This is a genomic window from Branchiibius sp. NY16-3462-2 (assembly GCF_001594145.1).
Lineage (GTDB): Bacteria > Actinomycetota > Actinomycetes > Actinomycetales > Dermatophilaceae > Branchiibius.
In genome coordinates this window covers 133,303-152,167 of record NZ_LVCF01000038.1, presented here as the reverse complement: position 1 = coordinate 152,167, position 18,865 = coordinate 133,303, and the positions used below count along the sequence as shown (strand labels likewise).

The following is an 18,865-nucleotide window of genomic DNA, read 5'->3' as shown; positions in this document are numbered from 1 at the left end:
CGTGTTCGGTCAGGGAACTTTCCGTATCCGCTGCGACTGGGGCCTGACCGGCGCCCAACAACTTTTGGGGACATCGTCAGCCACGGACTGCGTCGTCGTGGTCGTCGACGTCCTGAGCTTCAGTACCAGCACCTCGATAGCGGTCAGCCGGGGCGCGGCCGTGTATCCCTACCGTTGGCACCACCGCGACGACCAACTGGCGGCGTACGCCAAGCAGCAGGGCGCCGTACCTGCCGTCGGGCGGCTCGAGGCCAGCCGACCGGACGCGCTGTCCCTTTCGCCGGCCAGGCTGGCCCAGTTGCCCGGTCTCCCGGCCCGGATCGTGCTGCCCTCCCCCAACGGCGCCACCATCAGCGCGTGGTGCGCTGAACGCACCACGCAGGTCTTTGCGGGTTGTGTGCGCAACGCTTCGGCGCTCGGCGCGTTCCTGGGCCGAGCCTTGTACGACGAGCCGGGACTGACCGTCTCGGTGATCGCCGCCGGCGAACAATGGCCCGATGGCACCCTGCGGCCGGCCGTCGAGGACCTGTGGGGTGCGGGGGCGGTGATCGCCGCCACCGGTGTGCCCCGGGAGGACCTGTCCTATGAGGCTCGCGCGGCGGCGGATGCCTTCCTGTCGGTGCGCGACGACCTGCGTGCCGCGCTCCCGGCCACGGGCAGCGGGATCGAGCTGGCGCAGCGCGGATTCGAGGATGACGTGAGGTACGCCGCGCAACTCGACGCCGATCACGTCACGCCGCGGTTGGTTGACGGAGCATTCCGCGCGTAGCGGTGGCTGGTTCGCTTCGGCGTAGGCCCACGCACGGGCCCTCGCCCGTCGGCCCCTTCTGGCAGCATCGAAGCGTGACCGATGATCCCGCCTTCGTGACCGCCTTCGACCGAGGTGTCGTTACGACGACGGCCGCGTTGGCACTGGATCTGACCAGCCGGCCGGAGGTGAGGGCCGCGTGGGGCGAGCCGAGCGCAGCGCAGGGAATGCGCGTCGGTGCGATGGCCCAGCACCTGCTCGCGCAGGTGGGCTACCTGGTCGATCTGGCTGGACAAGACGTACCGTCCGATGCCGAGGTCATCAGCCTGCTCGAGCACTACCGGCGTGCGGCATGGGCCAACTCGGGATTGAACGAGGAGGTCAACAGCACGATCCGCGACCGGGCAAACGACGCCGCCGCCGACGGCCCCGACGCTGTCCTGGACCAGGCCCGCGCGCGCCTGTCAGTGCTACCGGACGCCATGGACCGCTTCGGTGACCTGGTATACCTCAACTGGCAGGGCTGGGCGCTGACCACGAACGCCTTCCTCATCACCCGGTTGATGGAGATCGTCGTGCACAGCGACGACCTGGCCGCCAGCGTCGACCTGCCCCTGCCTGAATTCCCCGCCGGCGCCTTCGAGGGAGTCACCGGTCTCCTGACGGCGGTGGCGACCCAGCGACACGGGCAAGCTGCGATCATTCACGCTCTGTCCCGTCCGCAGCGCAGCACCGGGCCGGTGTCGGCCTTCTGAGCTACGACAGCAGCTGCTGGGTCAACGGGTCGGGTTCGGCACCGTAGAAGCGGTCAAGCACCTGCTCGAAGATCGGCGCACCGGGATCAGCCGCGGCGAACAACGTCATCGACGAGCGGACCTTGACCGCGTCAATGCCACCAAGGATGTGCTCGGCATCACGACCGGGCGCGGCCAGGAGCGCCTGTGCCGCCTCCCGCAGCCGTGGCCCCAGCACGGGGTGCGCGAGGTAGGCGCGTGCTTCGTCAAGGCCGCTGACGGCGTACCGCGTGGACGTGGGGCTCATCCCGAGCCCCGCGATCTGCGGGAAGACCCACCAGATCCAATGGGACCTCTTCTGGCCGCGACCCAGCTCCTGCAGCGCACGTTCGTAACTGCCGCCCGTCTCCTGGGCATTGACGTAACGCTCGAGGTCGAAGTCCACCATCGGATCAGTATCCGTGGATGAGAGAGTGACACCATGCACTCCGGGATGTCGCGTCAGCAGTTCGAGCAGGTTGTCTCCGATGCGATGGACGACATCCCGAAGGATCTGCTGGAGCAGATCGACAACGTGGCGATCGTCGTCGAGGACGAACCCGCGGCTGATTGGCAGGCCCGCGGCTGGGACGGACACGAGCACAGCGCGGCCGACGGCCACAGCGAGCTGCTCGGGCTCTACACGGGCATTCCGTTGACCCAGCGCGGTGACTTCTACGGCTTCGGCGGGGCGACGCCGGACACCATCCAGATCTTTGCCGGACCGCTGACCCGGATCAGCCGGGACCAGGCCGATCTGAAGCAGCAGATCCACACGACCGTCATCCACGAGGTCGGTCACTACTTCGGGATCGACGACGCGCGGCTGCACGAACTCGGCTGGGGCTGAGCAAAACCCACTCATGAACGTCGAAGGGCGGCACCGGTGAACCGGTGCCGCCCTTCGACGTGAGTTATGGGATCAGACCGCGTCGTCGCCCTTGGAGTATTCGAAGACCCAGCCGACCAGCGCCACGGCTCCGAACGGGATAGCGATGATCACCAGCCACCAGCCAACGGCCGCACCGAGGAAGAGGACGGCGGCGGCGAGGGCGAGGAACAGCGGCCACCACGAGTACGGCGCGAAGAAACCGAAGTCGCCCTCGACCTGGTCGATCTCGCCGTACGGGTCGTCATCCGGGCGCGGGTCGAGCTTGGCACCGGTGCGCCACAGGTAGAACGCGATCATCGCGCACAGCCCCCCGGTCAGGAAGAGCGCGACCGGGCCGACCGGCTCCTCCCAGTGGGTGAAGTGCCCGTAGATGAACCCCATGACCACGGCGAACACGCCGATGATCGTGAACAGCTTGTATTCGACCTTCATCGGCTCTCCCCCGCATCTTCGCCACCGAACGTCTGACCGCCGCGATCGGCCGGGCCGACGATCTGCGACACCAGATCCGGGGCAGGCGCAACCGAACTGGCCGCCGCCTCCGGGTGGTGCAGGTCGAACGCGGGACGCTCCGAGCGGATCCGCGGGATGCGGTCGAAGTTATGCCGCGGCGGCGGGCAGGATGTCGCCCACTCCAGCGACGCGCCGTAACCCCAGGGGTCATCGACGGTCACGAGCGGGGCGGTCCGCCAGGTCTTCCACACGTTGTACAGGAACGGCAGCATCGACAGGCTCAGGAGCAGCGCACCGGCACTGGACACGTCGTTCATCCACTGGAATCCGTCCTCGGGCAGGTAGTCCGCGTAGCGACGCGGCATACCGGCCACACCCAGCCAGTGCTGGATCAGGAAGGTCATGTGGAAGCCGATGAACAGCATCCAGAAGTGGATCTTGCCCAACTTCTCATCGAGCATCCGGCCGGTGAGCTTCGGCCACCAGAAGTACCACCCGGCGAACATCGCGAAGACGACGGTTCCGAACACCACGTAGTGGAAGTGGGCCACCACGAAGTAGGAGTCGGACAGGTGGAAGTCCAGCGCGGGGCTGGACAGGATGACACCGGTCAGACCACCGAACAGGAAGGTCACCAAGAACCCGATCGCCCACAGCATCGGGGTCTCGAAGGTCAGCGAGCCGCCCCACATCGTGCCGATCCAGTTGAAGAACTTCACGCCGGTCGGCACCGCGATCAGCATGGTCATGATCGCGAAGAACGGCAGCAGCACCTGACCGGTGGCGTACATGTGGTGGGCCCACACACTCACCGACAGCGCGGCGATCGCAATGGTCGCGAAGACCAACGTCTTATAACCGAAGATCGGTTTGCGGCTGAATACCGGCAGGACTTCGGAGATGATCCCGAAGAAGGGCAACGCGATGATATAGACCTCCGGGTGCCCGAAGAACCAGAACATGTGTTGCCACAGCAGCGCTCCGCCGGTTTCTGGATCGAAGACGTGGGCGCCCATCACCCGGTCCAGACCCAGGCCGAACATCGCGGCCGCCAGCACCGGGAAGACGATGATCGCCAGCAACGAGGTGATCAGGATCGTCCAGGTGAAGATCGGCATCCGGAACATGGTCATACCGGGTGCGCGCAGACAGATGATCGTGGTGATGAAGTTGACCGAACCCAGGATCGTGCCGAAACCACCCAGGGCCAGACCGAAGACCCACAGGTTGCCGCCCAGGCCCGGGCTGAAGGTGGTGTCCGACAGCGGCGCGTAGGCGAACCAACCGAAGGCGGCAGCACCCTGTGGCGTGAGGAAGCCCGCCGAAGCGATCAGGCCACCGAAGAGGTAGAGCCAGTAGGCGAACATGTTCAGCCGCGGGAAGGCGACGTCCGGCGAACCGATCTGCAAGGGAACCAAAGCGTTGGCAAAGCCCGCGAACAGCGGGGTCGCAAACAACAGCAGCATGATCGTGCCGTGCATGGTGAACAGCTGGTTGAACTGTTCCGGGTTGTCGACGACCTGCAGGCCGGGCTCGATCAGTTCGGCGCGGATCAGCAGAGCCATCAGGCCGCCGATCAGGAAGAACGTGAACGAGGTGATGAAGTACAGGTTGCCGATGACCTTGTGGTCCGTCGTGGTGATGTACTTCACGAAGGTGCGGCCGACCCGGTCCTCCCGGGGAACCCGAGGCGCGGGGATCGTCCCTGTGGCGGGATCGAGGGTGCTCGTCATGATGTTGCGTCCTCCTTGATGTCGGACTCCTTGACGCCTTCGGGTAGGTACTGCTGCTGACCGGGCTCCAGCGTCGAGCGGTTCAGCGCGTTGGACAGGAAGCCGACCTGGCCGCGGTCACGCAGAGATTGCAGGTGGGCCTCGTAGTCCGCCTTGGAGACGACCTTCACGTTGAAAAGCATGTCCGAGTGGTAGGCACCGCACAGTTCGGCGCACTTGCCGCGGAAGGTGCCGATCTGGGTCGGGGTGACCTGGAACCTGTTGACCTTGCCGGGGATCATGTCCATCTTCTGCAGGAACGGCACCACCCAGAAGGAATGGATCACATCGCGCGTGGTGAGCACGAACTCGACCCGCTCGTTCACCGGCAGGTACAGGGTGGGCAGGTCCGCTTCCTGTCCCGGCTTCCCGCTTTGCAGGTCGGCCTGGATGCCGGTGTCGTAGACGTCCGCACCCACGTAGTTGAAGTCCCATGACCACTGCTTGCCGACCACGTTGATGGTGACGTTCGGGTTGGGCTGGATGTCGAGTATCTTGTTCTCGAGTTCCACGGTCTTGCCGAAGAGCACGGCGACCATGAACACCGGCACGACGGTGTAGAGGATCTCGATCGGGACGTTGTAAGCCAACTGCGGCGGAAGACCGGTGTCGGACTTCTTGCGGCGGTAGCGGACGACGCAGTACAGCGTCAGACCCCAGACCAGAACACCGACCGCCAGACCCCACAGCCAGGTGGCCTTCCAGAAGTCCGTCACCTCCGGGGTCACGGCAGTCACACCCTTGGGGAGGAAGCCGCGGTCCACGGTCGCGTTGCAACCGGTCAGGACCACCGTCGCGACCGCAAGGAGCGCGCCGAAGGCGATGCGCGAATGACGGTGTCCGGCGGGCGTTTTCTGCTGGTCGCTGCGTGAGCGCAAGCCTGGCTCGTCAGCTTCGCGATGATCGGTTCCGTGCACGGGGAAACCCTATCCCAGTCCCATTCGTTCCTGCGGGGAGGTCACCATAGTCACCGATCACGAGTCGGCATCAATCCTGGCGCCGCCGCCTCGCCGCGCAGCAATGCCGGCACGGGGGCACGCAGCGCCGCCGGGAGCAGGTCAAGGTACCGCTGCCGGGACACCTCACGAACCCCCTGGGTGCGCAGGTGCTCGGTCTGCCACTGGACGTCGATCAGGCCGTCCGGATGGGCAAGGACCGCGGCGGCCAGTGCCCACAGGGCGACCTTGCCGGCGTCGGTGTGCCGGTGGAACATCGACTCCCCCGCGAAGAAGCCACCGATGGACACTCCGTAGAGGCCACCGGCAAGTTCCGTGCCTGCCCAGACCTCCACGGAGTGCGCCCAGCCCAGGTCGTGCAGCGCACGGTAGGCGTGGGCGACTGCCGGAGTGATCCAGCGGCCGTCCCGTGACGCGTCGGCGCAGGCAGCGACCACGCCGTCGAACGCTTCATCAACGCTGACCCGCAGCCGCCGCGCGGAGCGTCGCAGTGACCGTTGCACGTGATGATCGCCCGGTGTCAGCACTCCCCGGCGTACCGGCGACCACCAGCCGATCGGCTCGGCGCCCCCAGGGCCGAGGCCCATAGGGAACAACCCCATGCGGTACGCCGATAGCAGGGTCCCCGGCGCGAGATCCGCGCCGCTGGCCAGCAGGTCCTGCGCCCGGTCCGGAGCATCCTGTAACCGCCAGGCGGTCGGCGGTGGCTCGATCGGTGGGTAGGGCGGACGCGCCGGCATGACCCTTCTCAGCGCACGCGCAGGTGCGGCCGCACGGCCGATGCCGTGGCCGCGCCGTACGCCGCTTCCAAGCGCCGCAAGAAGTCCGCGCCCGTCAGGTGGTACTCCTGGGTGCCCACTGTCTCGATGACGTACGTCGCGAGCATCGACCCGACCTGCGCACACTCCATGGGCGCAAGGCCCCAGGACAGACCGCACAGGTAGCCGGCCCGGAAGGCGTCACCGACCCCGGTCGGGTCGGCGCGGCGTACCTCACCGGCCACCGGCACATGGATCTCGGGCTCGCCGGTGCGCTGGATCACCGCACCCTTGCTGCCCTGGGTGACCACCCGGGTGCCCACTCGATCCAGGATCTCCTGTGCGCTCCACCCGGTCTTCTGCTCGGTCAGGTGGGCTTCGTACTCGTTGGTGAAGAGATAGGCCGCACCGTCGATCAATTGACGGATGAAAGGACCATCGGCGAACGCCAGCTGTTGGGAGGGATCCGCGACGAACGGGATACTGCGGGTGCGGCACTCAGTGGTGTGCCGAAGCATGCCCTCCGGATCGTTGGCCCCGATGAGAACCAGATCCAGGTCACCGACCCGGGCCGCCACCGGCGCAAGCTCGATGTCCCGGGCCTCACTCATTGCACCGGCGTAGAACGTCGCGATCTGGGCCATGTCGTCGTCGGTCGTGCAGACGAACCGGGCGGTGTGCTGGGTCTCGGAGACATGCACCGAATCGCAATCGACACCGTGTCGCTCCAACCACGACCGGTAGTCATCGAAGTCCTCGCCGACCGCGCCGACCAGGATGGGCTGCTGCCCCAGGCGCGCCATGCCGAAGGCAATGTTCGCGGCCACCCCGCCCCGGCGGATCTGCAGGTCCTGGGCCAGGAAGGACAACGAGACCTTGTCCAGTTGCTCAACAACCAGCGAGTCGGCGAAGCGACCGCTGAACGTCATCAGATGATCGGTCGCAATCGACCCGGTGATGGCAATCCGCATACCGGAAACTTACGGCAACGACCCCCGCCGTGTGCACGGCTGGGGGTCGTTGGTGGATTCGCAGCGGTCAGCTGAAGGAGTCACCGCAGGCGCAGGAGCTGCCGGCGTTGGGATTGTCGATGGTGAATCCCTGCTTCTCGATGGTGTCGGCGAAGTCGATGGTGGCGCCGTCCAGGTAGGGCGCGCTCATCCGGTCGACCACTACCTCGACACCGTCGAAGTCACGGACCAGGTCGCCATCCAGGGCGCGCTCGTCGAAGTAGAGCTGGTAGATGAGGCCGGAGCAGCCACCGGGCTGCACCCCGACGCGAAGGCGCAGGTCATCACGGCCCTCCTGCTCCAACAGGCTCTTGACCTTGGCGGCAGCCACGTCGGTCAACAGAACAGCGTGGGTCTCGGACTGGGTCGGGGTCCCGGTGTCGGTCGATGAGGTCATTGGTGAATCCTTCGTCCGTCTAGTGGATATAAGTCTGGATCTCGTGGTGCCGTCGTCGGCCTCAGCAGCGTCAACGTGAGGCGTCCGTCGATTCTTCCCGTTCCATCACGATAACCCTTGGATGCCTGTGGAGCGTTCATCCGTGCGGGCTGCTGTCGACAGGTGTCCAGGTCCCGGCCACCCGGTAGGCCAGCTGTTCGACGGCAGAAGTGATCTCAGCAGCCTGTCCCGGAAGCGGGGTACGCGGGGACTGCACGACGCCGTACCCGCCGGAGAAGCCAAGACTCATCAGCTCGCGGCGTCCGACGTCGACCCGGCCCGCCAGGATCACGGCCGGCCGGGCGAGGGCCTGCGCCGATGAGCCGACCTGTAGCACCACACTGTCGCTCAGTTCGTGCCAGTCGAACACCAGCGTTCCGGTGACGACCAGGTCACCGGCCCGGATCGCGTCGCTGAGCCCGGTAGCCTCCGCGACGACCTCGGCAGCCGGGCGCAGGTCTGCCCCCAGCGCCGCGAGCGCGAAGCCCACTCCCCCTCCGGCACCGGCGCCGGGTGTCCGGTCGTGGCGGTGCGCCTTGCCGGTCAGCAGATCGGTCCGGCCGGGCAGCAGCTGCTGGAGGTCGTGGGCCCACCGGCTCATCCAGGCCTCGGCATCCTGGGCTTGGTACGGGTCCAGGCCGAGGCCGTCCTGCGCAGCTGCCGCAGCTCCCGTCAGGCCGAGCAACGGGATGGCGGTGTCGTAGGCGCCCACCAGATCCACTCCGTGGTCGTGCACCACCTGTTTGGCCAACGCCACGACGGGCGCCTCTGGGTGCTGCCGACTTCCGGGCGGTGCGGCGCCGGCCAGGCCCGAGATGAATCCCGCTCCGCCATCCAGCGCTCCGCTGTCGGCCAGACCCACCACGATGCAATCGACGCCGGCGGCCATCAGGTCGCGAATCGCCCGGCCGGTGACGTAGGAACTGCCACCACTACCGGGTGCCTGCCCGGACGACAGGGGCAGGTACGCCGTGCGGGAACCCTCATCCTCGACCTGAACGTAAGGGACGAGGACGGGCGAACCGCCGGACCCGATGGCTTCGCACACACCCATGGTGGCGTCGGGTCTCGCCGTGGCGATCGACCCGATGAGACCGGCGTCCCCGTTCGACTGCGGACAGCTGATCACCTGCACCGACGGATTACGTGTCCGCCAGCCGCGCGCCATGGCGTCGGCGATCTGCGGTGCTGCCACCGGGCCCCACCGGTCGGGGGCGATGACCACCCGAGCAGTCACGACCCGGCAGGGTGCACCAGCAGACCGTCCGGCCCGGCGAACGGGTTGTCCGCAGGGTCGACCCGCTCACCAGGAGCGATGGGTCCGGGCGCGCTGCCGTCCCCGAACGGACTGCCGCCCAGGGCCTCCCGACCGTGCGGCACGGCCCAGTTGGCCAGATCCGGCCCGTCCGGGACGACACCGGTCGGGTTGATGTCGCGATGCACCCGGTAGTAGTGCTGTTTGATCTGGGTGAAATTGACGGTGTCGCCGAATCCGGGGGTCCAGAACAGGTCGCGGGCGTAGGCCCACAGCACCTCCATCTCGGCAAGTTTGCTGCGGTTGGCCTTGAAGTGGCCGTGGTAGACCGGATCGAAGCGCACCAGGGTGGTGAACAGACGGATATCCGCGACCGTGAGGTGGTCCCCCATCAGATAGCGCCGGGTGCTGAGGTGATCGGTCAGCCAGTCCAGGGCGGTGAACAGCCGGTCATACGCGTCGTCGTACGACTCCTGGGTGCCGGCGAACCCGCACCGGTAGACGCCGTTGTTGACCTCGGTGTAGATCCGGCGCATCAACGGGTCCATCTGCTCGCGCAACGCCTCGGGATACAGATCCGGTGCCCCCTGCCGCTGGAAGGAGCCCCACTGAGTGATCAGGTCCAACTCCATCGGGGCGAAATCGTTGGTCACCACCTTGCCGCTGGCGATCTCGACCATGGCCGGGACCGTGATGCCGCGCGGATAGCCGGGTTCCCGTTTCTCGTAGGCGTCCTTGATCCGCGGGATCTTCAGCACCGGGTCCAGGCCACCCGGGTCGAGGTCGAACGTCCAGCTGTCGGCGTCGTGGGTAGGACCGCAGATCCCCATCGAGATCGCGTCCTCCAACCCCAGCAACCGCCGGGTGATCACCAGGCGGCTGGCCCACGGGCAGGCCCGGCTGACCACCAGGCGGTAGCGGCCGGGCTCGACCGGCCACTGCCCCGAGCCGTCGCTGGTGATGCGGTCGTTGATGTAGCGGGTGTCCCGCTCGTAGGACTGCTCCACGTAACTGCCTTGTGCCATCAGTCATCGGCCTTTCCCTGCGTGCCCAACTGCTCCAGCAACAACGCCTCGGCCAGACAGACCTTCTCGAACTCCGCCAGGTGCAGGCTCTCGTTGGCGCCGTGGGCGCGGGTGTCCGGGTCCTCGACGCCGGTCACCAGGATGGCCGCCTGCGGGAAGCGCTCCGCGAAGGCAGCCACGAACGGGATCGACCCGCCGACGCCGATGTCGACCGGATCGGTGCCGTCCCAGGCCGACGCGAACGCTGCTCGGGTCGCGTCGTAGACCGGACCCTGGGTGTTCGCGCTGAAACCTGGCCCGATGTCGTCCAGGTCGATCTCGATCTGCGCGCCCCACACGTCCTGCGCGAGCACGAAGTCGCGCAGCGCCTCCCACGCGACCTGCGGGTCCTGGCTGGGCGCGATCCGCATCGACAGCTTGGCGCTGGCCGATGCGACCAGGGTGTTGGACGCGGTCGCGACGCTCGGGGCATCGATCCCGATCACCGTCATCGTGGGTTTGCCCCACAGGCGCTGCAGGATCGTTCCGGTGCCGATCAGCCGGGTCCCCGGTAACGCGCCGGACTCGGCGCGCAGCCGCTGCTCGTCGTACGCCAATTCGGTCACGTCGTCGCTGACCAGGCCGGGTACGGCGACGTCCCCCTTCTCGTCGTGCAACCGGGTCAGCAACTGGGCCAGTGCGGTCAACGCATCGGGCAGCGGGCCGCCGAACATCCCCGAATGCACACTGTGCGACAGCGTGCGGACGGTCACCACCGCACGCACCAGACCGCGCAGGGTGGTCGTCAGGGCCGGGGTGCCGATCTCCCAGTTCTGCGAGTCCGCCAGCACGATCGCGTCGGCGGCCAGCGCATCGCCGTACTTTTCGAGGATGGCAGGCAGCGACTCCGAGCCGGCCTCCTCCTCGCCCTCGACGAAGATGTTCACGCCGACCGGCAGCTGGTCACCGTGCGCCCGCAGCGCGGCGATGTGGGCCATCACCCCTGCCTTGTCGTCGGCGGCGCCGCGACCGTACAGCCGCCCGTCCCGCTCGACAGGTTCGAACGGCTTACTGTCCCAGTCCTTCTCGTCGCCCGGTGGTTGTACGTCGTGGTGCGCGTAGAGCGTGATCGTCGGCGCGCCTGCCGGACCGGCTTTGTGGGCGAGCACCGCCGGAGCCCCGCCCTCGCGCACGATCTGGACCTCGAGTCCCTCCGCGCGTAACAACTCGGCGACGGCCTGAGCGCTCTGGTCGACATGGGCCTGGTCGAAGGAGCCCAGCGACACGCTGGGGATGCGGGTCAGCGCTTCCAGATCGCTGCGGACACCGGGCATCGCATCCTGGATCCGCTGGGCGAGTTCGGAGCGGCGCTGCGCACTGATGGGGCTGCTGGAAGACGTCACTTGTTCACCCTACGGGTGTGGGAAAATAGCTCCGTGTTCGGTCGTAGCAAAGACAGCGTCGTGGAAACCCCGCAGGCCACCCCGGAGGTGAGCGAGGTCTTGGCGACCGGTGAAACGGCCAAGAAGGGCCGGCCCACTCCGAAGCGGAAAGAGGCCGAAGCGGCGCTGCGTCGCCCCCTGGTGCCGGAGGATCGCAAGTCCGCCAAGAAGGAAGCCCGAAACCAGGCCCGCGAGGAGCGTGCGCGGGTGCGCGCGGCCCAAATGGCCGGTGACGAGAGCGCCCTGCCGCCCAAGGACCGCGGACCGGTCAAGAGCTACATCCGCGACATCGTCGACTCCCGCCTCAACGTCGGCGAACTGATCCTGCCGCTGATGCTGGTGGTGCTGGTGCTCACCTTCCTGCCCGTGCGGGCACTGCAGTTCGGCGGTCTCTTGGTGGTCTGGCTGATTCTGGTCGCCGGGGTGATTGACTCCGCACTGTTGTGGCGGCGGGTGAAGCGCAAGGTCACCGCCAAGTTCGGCACTCCGCCGCCCAAGGGCAGCGCGTTCTACACGGTCATGCGCTCGTTCCAGATGCGGATGTCGCGCATCCCCCGGCCGAAGGTCAAGCGCGGCGCGGCGATCGACTGAGCCTGGTCAACTTCCGTCGGTCAGGCCCATCGGGCCGTACACCGGCGTCCCATCAAGGTACAACGTCACGCTGCTGACCCCCTGCGCGCGCAGCTCCTGCCAGGTCTGTCCCAACCACGACTCGGCGTCGCTCTGGGTCGGGTAACTGGTCTGCGGCAGCGTGACATCGCTCACCGGCGCTCCGGCGGCATCTTCATAGGTCCAGGTCCACGATTCGCTCACGGACCCAACCTATCCGGCGCCAACACACCGTCCTGAACGTTTCCTGGTCCACCCGCTTTCCCCCGCGGTAAGTTCATACCAAGGGGTACCCGATCGGGTTACTCACGGGAGAACCACTCGGTTCCTGAATGACAAGGACGTCCTATGAGCGACCTCGACGCCATCCTGGCGCAACTTCCCATTGACCAGATCGCTGGCGCCCTGGGTGCCAGCCCCGACGAAGTCCAGGACGCGGCCAGCAAGGCCGTTCCGGTGCTGGTGGGCGGCATGGCCGCGAACGCCGCCGACGGCGGCGAGGAGTCGTTGGCCCAGGCGCTGCAGCAGCACGCGGGCAACGAGCCGACGAGCCTGGACGACATCGACGTCGAAGACGGCAGCAAGATCGTCAACAACGTCTTCGGCGACAACTCCGACCAGGTCGTGCAGAAGCTGGGCGCGACCACCCCCGGCGGCGGTGACCTGCTGAAGAAGCTGCTGCCGATGCTGGCCCCCATGGTGATGGCCTTCCTGGCCGGAAAGGTCTTCACCGGCAACAAGGGTGCGACCAGCGCCTCCCCTGCGGCCGCTGCGACAGGTGACGGCTCCGGCCCGGTGTCCCTGCCGGACAACCTGGGTGGTTCGGCAGCCGCGGGTGACGCAGGCGCATCCGGTGGCGGCCTGGGTGACATCCTCGGCAGCGTCCTGGGTGGCGGCTCCGGCGGTGGCGGCGGCGGTATCGGCGACATCCTGGGCGGCCTGCTGGGTGGCGGCGCCGGCGGTTCGGGTGGCGGCGGCGGTATCGGCGACATCCTCGGCGGCCTGCTGGGTGGCGGCAAGAAGTAACGCACCACGTACGACGAGGGGCTGGGTTCCGATCGGAACCCAGCCCCTCGTCGTACCTGCCAGAGGTCGTGCTCAGGCGTGGGCGGCCACCGCCGCGGCCACAGCGGGCGCCACCCGCTCATCGAACGGCGACGGCACGATCATGTCGGCACGCGGATTCTCCACCAGGCCCGCAATCGCTTGCGCCGCAGCGATCTTCATCCACTCGGTGATCGCCGGTGCACCGGAGTCGAGGGCGCCACGGAAGATACCCGGGAAGGCCAGCACGTTGTTGATCTGGTTCGGGAAGTCCGAACGGCCGGTGGCCACCACGCTGGCGTACTTATGCGCGAGGTCGGGGTGCACCTCGGGGTCGGGGTTGGCGAGGGCGAAGATGATCGGTTTCGGGGCCATGGCCGCGAGGTACTCCTCGTGCACGGTGCCGCCGGATACGCCGATATAGACGTTGGCATCGCGTAACGCATCGCCGAGCGTGCCACGCACACCACGAGGGTTGGTCGACATCGCCAGGCGCGGCTTGTGGTCCTTCAGGTCGGTCCGGTAGGGCTCGACCACCCCGCGGGTGTCGCACACGACGACGTCCGGGATGCCCGAGCGACGCAGGATGTCGGTGATGGCCACCCCGGCCGCGCCCGCACCGCCGATCACCACGCGCAGCTGCTTCAACTCCTGCCCGGTGACCTTGGCCGCGTTGATCAGGGCGGCCAGGGCCACGACGGCCGTCCCGTGCTGGTCGTCGTGGAAGACCGGAATGTTCAACCGCTCCTGCAGCTTGCGCTCGATCTCGAAGCAGCGCGGTGCGGAGATGTCCTCCAGGTTGATGCCGCCGTACGTCGGGGCGATGCGCGCGATGGCGTCGACCAGTTCCTCCACGGTGCCGCTGTTCATGCACACCGGGACCGCGTCGACATCGGCGAAGTGCTTGAACAGCACCGCCTTGCCCTCCATCACCGGCATGGCTGCCTCGGGGCCGATGTTGCCCAGCCCGAGCACGGCAGATCCGTCGCTGACGACAGCCACGGTGTTGCTGCGGCTGGTGTAGCGCATCGAGAGGGTGGCGTCTGCGGCGATGGCCCGGCACACCTGGGCCACGCCGGGGGTGTAGATGACCGACAGGTCGGAACTGTCCCGCAGTTCCGTGCGGGCGACGACCCCGAGTTTGCCGCCCTCGTGCGCTACGAAGACCGGGTCAGCCGGGTCGAAGTCGAACGTGGACGCGGGGTCAGCAGGCGCCGAAGCCATGACAAGGGGACCTTCCAAAAAGGGAACTGAAAGCAGGTGTTTCGAGAGTAGGGCCCGGATGGGATCGACGTGGACCGGCTACCGAAAGACAAGAGGTGCGGGTGGCCTCCAGGGGCCATACTCAACCACAGCCGCCACCTCGCCGGCACGACCGGGCCGGGATGTGGTCAGGATTCGAAGCTGACGGCGGGCCGGAAGTTGGCTTTGCGTGCCGCCCGGCGCAGCGCTGCCAGCACCGGCACACCGGTCAGCAGGATGAGGGTCACCGTGGTGATCGCACGGCCCAGGTCCCAGCCGAACGAGGTGGCCAGGTTGAATGCGACGAACCTCGTGAGGTTCTCCCCCAGCGGCGCACCCGCCACGAAACTGATCGAGGTGTCGCCACCGGTGGCGAACGGCCAGAACCACATGTTCAGGACCCACCCGTAGAACAGACTGGCCACCGCGCCGTACGCCGACAGCAGGGCCAGTTCCAGCCATCCCCTACACCGCGGCAGCAGAGCGGCACCCATCCCGACCCAGCCGGCACCGAGCATCTGGAACGGCAGCCACGGCCCGACTCCGGCGGTCAGCAGGGCGGAGGCGAACATGCTCGTGGCCCCCAGCACGAAACCGAACCCGGCCCCGAAGACCCGACCGGCCAGGACCAGCAGGAAGAACATCACCTCGATCCCGGCGGTGCCCGCACCGAGCGGGCGGATCGCCGCGTCCAGGGCGCTGAGCACACCCAGCATCGCGATCGCCTTGGCGTCGATGCCGCCCTCGGACACTTCCGCGAGCACCACGGCGAGCAGTAGTGGAAGCAGCAGACCGAACAGGAACGGGGCGTCGCGTGCGTGCTGCGCCAGCGCCGATCCGGGTGCCACGAACAGCGGCCACAGGAACCCGAACGCACCCACGGCGCTCACCAGCACGATGGCGGCCAGGGACCGTGGTTTCAGAGCGATCGCGGCGGTCATGACGCGGTCTCCACCAGGGGAGCAACCTGCTCGAGAGTGAGGACAGGCACCGGCGCCATGATCTTGGCGATCTGCGGGGCGTAGGCGGCGGAGGCGAGCACCACGTCCGAGGTGGTCCCGTCGGCGATGACCTCGCCCTGCGCCATCAACACCACCCGGTCAGTGGCCGCTGCGACGAACTCCACGTCGTGGCTGGCGATCAGGACCGCGGCGCCCTCGTCGGCGAGCCGGCGGACCGTGCGGCGTAACGCCGCCTTGGCGTCATAGTCCAGCCCGCGGGTGGGTTCATCCAGGAGTACGACGTGCGGCCGGGCCGCGAGTTGGATCGCCAGGACCAGCGAAAGTCGTTGTCCCTCAGACAGATCCCGCGGGTGGCGGTCGTCGGGGACACCGGGGGCGAACTGGTCCAGTAGCCCGCGTGCAGTTCCCTCCGGTGCACCGGCCGCTTTGTCGGCGGCACGTAACTCGGCACCGACGCTGGCCAGGTAGAGCAGGTCGGAGGCCGTCTGCGGGACCAGGCCGACCAGTTCGCGGCGTGCTCCGGCGGACAATGCCCGTGGGTCCTGACCGCTGACCCGTACCGTGCCGTGATCCATCGGTCCGCTGCCCTGCAGCGCCCACAGCAGCGAGGACTTGCCGGATCCGTTGCGGCCCATGAGGGCGGTGACCTGCCCGGGAAGCAACTCCAGATCCACGCCGCGAACGGCGGGGACCCGCCCGTGGGTAACGCCGACGCTCCTACCCGTCAGGATCGGCGAGCTGCCGACGCCGCTGGGAGCTTGTTCCGCGAGGTCGGCGGCGACCTGTCGCAGCGGCCCGGCCTGTCGTCGCGCATCGCGCACGGATAGTGGTAGCGGTGACCAACCGGCCAGGCGACCCAGTTCCACCAGGGGTGGCGCCACATCCGAAACCGCCATGATGACAGCGGGTTCGCCGATCTGCACCCGACCGTCGGTGCCCACGTGGATCACGCGATCGGCGTACGGGATGACGCGTTCGATCCGGTGCTCGGCGACGATGACGGTGACGGCCAGGTCGTGCACCAGGCGGGTGATGGTGGCCAGCACCTCCTCGGCGGCGTTCGGGTCCAGCGCCGAGGTCGGTTCGTCCAGCAGCAACACCTGCGGCTGCATCGTCAGGGCCGCGCCGATCGCCACGCGCTGCTGTTGACCGCCGGACAGATCCGACAGCGGCCGGTCGCGCAGCTCGGCGATGCCCAGGACATCGAGTGTCTCCTCGACCCGTTTGCGCATCACCTCGGGCGACAGCCCGCGTTGCTCCATGCCGTAGGCGAGTTCCTCCTCGACGGTGTCGGTGATGAAGCTGGCCGCCGGATCCTGCCCGACGTACCCGATCACGTCGGCCAGATCGCGCGGACGATGATCGGCGGTGCTGCGGCCGGCGACCGTGATGGTGCCGGTGACGGTGCCGCCGGTGAAGTGCGGCATCAACCCGTTGATCGCGGTGAGCAGGGTGGACTTGCCCGAACCCGTGCGCCCGACGATCAAAACGAGCTCGGCGGGCTCAATGCTCAGGTCCACTGCGACCAGCGTCGGGGCGGGCGCCCCCTCGTAGGTCAGACTCACCCGGTCGAACTGAACGATGCCGCTCATGCGTTCACCACCTCATCCCGGGCGCCCCGGGAGTCCCGGTCGAGCATGGGATCCGGGGTGAGTACCCCGGGCAGGGCAGCAACCAGGAACCCGAGCAGCGCCAGCAGCGGGACGGCAGGTACGCCGAGTGGCTCGGTCGGCATGCTGGCCGCATCCGGGTGCAGGCTGACCGCCGCGTACACCAGAGCCACGGTCCACAACCCGCACTCCAGGGTCAACGCCTCCGGCACGCCCCACGGGTCGGGACGGTAGATCGTGACCGGGTTCTTACGACCGGCCAGCGCGATTCCGGCAACACCGAGTCCGAGGCCACCGATCAGCAGACCCAGACTGAGCCGCAGCGGGATGTCGCCCTGGTCCAGCAGACCGAACAAGCCCACGCAGACCCCGATCAGGCCGAGGAAGGTCACCGCACCGGTGGTGAGCCGACTGGTGCGGGACTGCTCCCGCAGGGCGCCGTAACCGCGCGAATCCATCGCTGCCGCAAGGGCTAACGAGCGTTCGAGGGTTTCCTCCATCAACGGCAGACCGATCCGTCGGATGCGGTGGATGCCGCCGCGCAGGTCGCCGCGAAGCTGCTGGGCACGGGTCACCCGGCCGACGCCCAGCACCAGCGTCGGCACCACGCTGACCGCGACGACGACCGCCGTGCCCACGTCCCGCAGCGCCGAGGGCAGCAGTCGCAGCAGGCGCCGCGGGTTGGCCAGTGCGTTGGCGGCGCCGAAGCACAGGAACATCGCTGCCAGTCGCAGACCCTCGCAGAACGCCACCACCAGTCCCTCGACGGAGACCGGGCCGAGTAGCTGGATGCCGGCCGCCCAGCCGGGCATGTGGATGGTGGGCAGCCGCACCAGGACGGTCTCACCGGTCTTGGCGCCCACCAGGATGTAGAGCACCACCCGGGTCGCGATGACGAAGGCACCGAGGTAGAAGTACCACCGGAAGGCGCGAGCCCACGGAGCGTCGGTGCGCCGGGACAACACCACGAAGATGACCGCGGCCATGGCGAGCGCGAGCAGCAGCGGGTTGGTGATCTGACTGACCGCCGCCGCAACGCAGATCGCCCAGGCCCACCACGCGCCGGGGTGCAGCGATCGCACCACCGAGGCTGCGTGCAGGGTCCGGGCCACTGATCGTGCTCAGCCGCGGCGGCGACGCGCCGCAAACAGACCCGCGCCACCCAACCCGGCGACAGCAAGCACACCGGCACCGATGGCCACCGGCGTGGTGCCGGATGCGGTCGAGGCCGTCGCTGGTTGCCCTGCGGCGACTGCGGTGTTGTCATCACTGGACGGGGCCGGGGTGGCTGCGCCGGAACTGGTCGTGCCGGGGCTGGTCGTGCCGGGGCTGGTTGATCCAGTCGTGCTGGTGCCCGGTGTGGCCCCGGGGCTGCTGCTCCCGGCGCCGGACGGGCCTGCGGTGGAGGACCCCGGGGCGACCCGGCTGGAACCTGGGGTGCCTGCAGAGCCTGCACTCGACGTACGTGAAGGGGTCGAACCCGGTTGCGCGGCAGCGGGACTCGATGGTCCCGAAGATCCTTGCCCGGATGTCTTCGCCGGAGTCGACGGCTTAGGGTTGGTCGTGGGCCGGGCCGCGGACGTGGAGCTGGCAGTGGGCTTCGGCGACGGTTTCGCCGTGGGTTTCGCGGTGGGCTTGGTGCTGCCTCCTGAGCTGATGGCCGGCGGGCTCACACCCGGCTGGGCCCCTGCGCCGAAGTTGAATCCGACCGCGGTCCCGGGCGCCGGGGAATAGCTGGCGACACCCAGCGAGCTGTACTTCCAGGAGCCTCCCGCGGGTCCGACCCACAGACCCCAGTAGGCCGATCCCGGAGGTGTGCGCACACACGGATCCGTGCTCGGCGAGCCGTTGATCCGGCACAGGAAGCCCGGCTGTTGCTGCACCCCGGTGGTACTGAAC

General features: G+C 68.0%; 21 protein-coding genes. 6 read left to right on the top strand and 15 right to left on the bottom strand.

Going from position 1 to position 18,865, the window contains the following annotated elements; genetic code table 11:
• Window position 1: 1 nt before the first annotated feature.
• Both AZH51_RS12520 and AZH51_RS12515 read left to right on the top strand, forming a co-directional pair.
• Window positions 2-769, top strand: a complete 768-nt coding sequence (locus AZH51_RS12520) for a 2-phosphosulfolactate phosphatase (protein ID WP_291524774.1) — start codon at window positions 2-4, stop codon at window positions 767-769.
• 74 nt (window positions 770-843) lie between these two features.
• Window positions 844-1,503 (top strand): maleylpyruvate isomerase N-terminal domain-containing protein, encoded by a 660-nt coding sequence (locus AZH51_RS12515; RefSeq protein WP_291524773.1) that lies wholly within the window; start codon window positions 844-846, stop codon window positions 1,501-1,503.
• Between the two features lies 1 nt (window position 1,504).
• Here AZH51_RS12515 and AZH51_RS12510 read toward each other — a convergent pair whose 3' ends face one another.
• Window positions 1,505-1,930, bottom strand: coding sequence for a DUF1810 domain-containing protein (locus tag AZH51_RS12510; protein ID WP_291524772.1), 426 nt, complete (start codon window positions 1,928-1,930; stop codon window positions 1,505-1,507).
• 33 nt (window positions 1,931-1,963) lie between these two features.
• On the opposite strand from AZH51_RS12510, the gene AZH51_RS12505 reads away from it, so the two are divergent.
• Window positions 1,964-2,371: a metallopeptidase family protein gene (locus AZH51_RS12505; protein WP_291524771.1), complete on the top strand. Its 408-nt coding sequence runs from the start codon at window positions 1,964-1,966 to the stop codon at window positions 2,369-2,371.
• A 72-nt stretch (window positions 2,372-2,443) separates the two neighbouring features.
• Here the strand turns inward: AZH51_RS12505 and AZH51_RS12500 are convergent, their stop codons facing one another.
• The 9 genes from AZH51_RS12500 to AZH51_RS12460 form a co-directional block, all read right to left on the bottom strand.
• Complete coding sequence (locus AZH51_RS12500) at window positions 2,444-2,845, bottom strand: cytochrome c oxidase subunit 4 (protein ID WP_291524770.1); 402 nt, start codon at window positions 2,843-2,845, stop codon at window positions 2,444-2,446.
• On the bottom strand, window positions 2,842-4,599 hold the full coding sequence (gene ctaD, locus AZH51_RS12495; RefSeq protein ID WP_291524769.1) for a cytochrome c oxidase subunit I: 1,758 nt from the start codon (window positions 4,597-4,599) through the stop codon (window positions 2,842-2,844). Before ctaD ends, AZH51_RS12500 begins: the two co-directional genes overlap by 4 nt.
• Entirely contained in the window at window positions 4,596-5,555 is a 960-nt protein-coding gene (gene coxB, locus AZH51_RS12490) for a cytochrome c oxidase subunit II (RefSeq protein WP_367188048.1), read from the bottom strand. The genes ctaD and coxB overlap by 4 nt, the downstream gene beginning before the upstream one ends.
• 50 nt (window positions 5,556-5,605) lie before the next feature.
• Window positions 5,606-6,334: a leucyl/phenylalanyl-tRNA--protein transferase gene (gene aat / locus AZH51_RS12485; RefSeq protein ID WP_291524768.1), complete on the bottom strand. Its 729-nt coding sequence runs from the start codon at window positions 6,332-6,334 to the stop codon at window positions 5,606-5,608.
• Window positions 6,335-6,342: 8 nt separating this feature from the next.
• The gene (locus AZH51_RS12480; protein ID WP_291524767.1) at window positions 6,343-7,323 is read right to left on the bottom strand and encodes a carbohydrate kinase family protein; all 981 of its coding nucleotides are present in this window, start codon (window positions 7,321-7,323) and stop codon (window positions 6,343-6,345) included.
• A gap of 67 nt (window positions 7,324-7,390) precedes the next feature.
• On the bottom strand, window positions 7,391-7,759 hold the full coding sequence (gene erpA / locus AZH51_RS12475; protein WP_291524765.1) for an iron-sulfur cluster insertion protein ErpA: 369 nt from the start codon (window positions 7,757-7,759) through the stop codon (window positions 7,391-7,393).
• 136 nt (window positions 7,760-7,895) lie between these two features.
• A complete protein-coding gene (locus AZH51_RS12470; protein WP_291524763.1) occupies window positions 7,896-9,035 on the bottom strand; it encodes a glycerate kinase in 1,140 nt (379 codons plus the stop codon).
• Window positions 9,032-10,078, bottom strand: coding sequence for a glutathione S-transferase C-terminal domain-containing protein (locus AZH51_RS12465; RefSeq protein ID WP_291524761.1), 1,047 nt, complete (start codon window positions 10,076-10,078; stop codon window positions 9,032-9,034). Before AZH51_RS12465 ends, AZH51_RS12470 begins: the two co-directional genes overlap by 4 nt.
• A complete protein-coding gene (locus tag AZH51_RS12460) occupies window positions 10,078-11,460 on the bottom strand; it encodes a dipeptidase (RefSeq protein ID WP_291524760.1) in 1,383 nt (460 codons plus the stop codon). The genes AZH51_RS12465 and AZH51_RS12460 overlap by 1 nt, the downstream gene beginning before the upstream one ends.
• 33 nt (window positions 11,461-11,493) lie before the next feature.
• Here AZH51_RS12460 and AZH51_RS12455 point away from each other — a divergent pair, with 33 nt between their 5' ends.
• Complete coding sequence (locus AZH51_RS12455; protein WP_291524758.1) at window positions 11,494-12,090, top strand: DUF3043 domain-containing protein; 597 nt, start codon at window positions 11,494-11,496, stop codon at window positions 12,088-12,090.
• A gap of 6 nt (window positions 12,091-12,096) precedes the next feature.
• Here AZH51_RS12455 and AZH51_RS12450 read toward each other — a convergent pair whose 3' ends face one another.
• On the bottom strand, window positions 12,097-12,312 hold the full coding sequence (locus AZH51_RS12450) for a hypothetical protein (protein ID WP_291524756.1): 216 nt from the start codon (window positions 12,310-12,312) through the stop codon (window positions 12,097-12,099).
• A 144-nt stretch (window positions 12,313-12,456) separates the two neighbouring features.
• On the opposite strand from AZH51_RS12450, the gene AZH51_RS12445 reads away from it, so the two are divergent.
• Window positions 12,457-13,134 (top strand): DUF937 domain-containing protein, encoded by a 678-nt coding sequence (locus tag AZH51_RS12445; RefSeq protein WP_291524754.1) that lies wholly within the window; start codon window positions 12,457-12,459, stop codon window positions 13,132-13,134.
• 72 nt (window positions 13,135-13,206) lie between these two features.
• Here the strand turns inward: AZH51_RS12445 and AZH51_RS12440 are convergent, their stop codons facing one another.
• The 4 genes from AZH51_RS12440 to AZH51_RS12425 form a co-directional block, all read right to left on the bottom strand.
• Entirely contained in the window at window positions 13,207-14,376 is a 1,170-nt protein-coding gene (locus tag AZH51_RS12440) for an NADP-dependent malic enzyme (RefSeq protein ID WP_291524752.1), read from the bottom strand.
• A gap of 167 nt (window positions 14,377-14,543) precedes the next feature.
• Window positions 14,544-15,335 carry an ECF transporter S component gene (locus AZH51_RS12435; RefSeq protein WP_291524750.1) on the bottom strand — a complete coding sequence of 264 codons (792 nt, stop codon included), beginning with the start codon at window positions 15,333-15,335 and terminating at the stop codon, window positions 14,544-14,546.
• Entirely contained in the window at window positions 15,332-16,948 is a 1,617-nt protein-coding gene (locus AZH51_RS12430; RefSeq protein ID WP_291524748.1) for an ABC transporter ATP-binding protein, read from the bottom strand. Before AZH51_RS12430 ends, AZH51_RS12435 begins: the two co-directional genes overlap by 4 nt.
• Window positions 16,945-18,078 (bottom strand): energy-coupling factor transporter transmembrane component T, encoded by a 1,134-nt coding sequence (locus AZH51_RS12425; protein WP_291524746.1) that lies wholly within the window; start codon window positions 18,076-18,078, stop codon window positions 16,945-16,947. The genes AZH51_RS12430 and AZH51_RS12425 overlap by 4 nt, the downstream gene beginning before the upstream one ends.
• An 82-nt stretch (window positions 18,079-18,160) precedes the next feature.
• Here AZH51_RS12425 and AZH51_RS12420 point away from each other — a divergent pair, with 82 nt between their 5' ends.
• On the top strand, window positions 18,161-18,700 hold the full coding sequence (locus AZH51_RS12420) for a hypothetical protein (RefSeq protein ID WP_291524745.1): 540 nt from the start codon (window positions 18,161-18,163) through the stop codon (window positions 18,698-18,700).
• Window positions 18,701-18,865 lie beyond the last annotated feature (165 nt).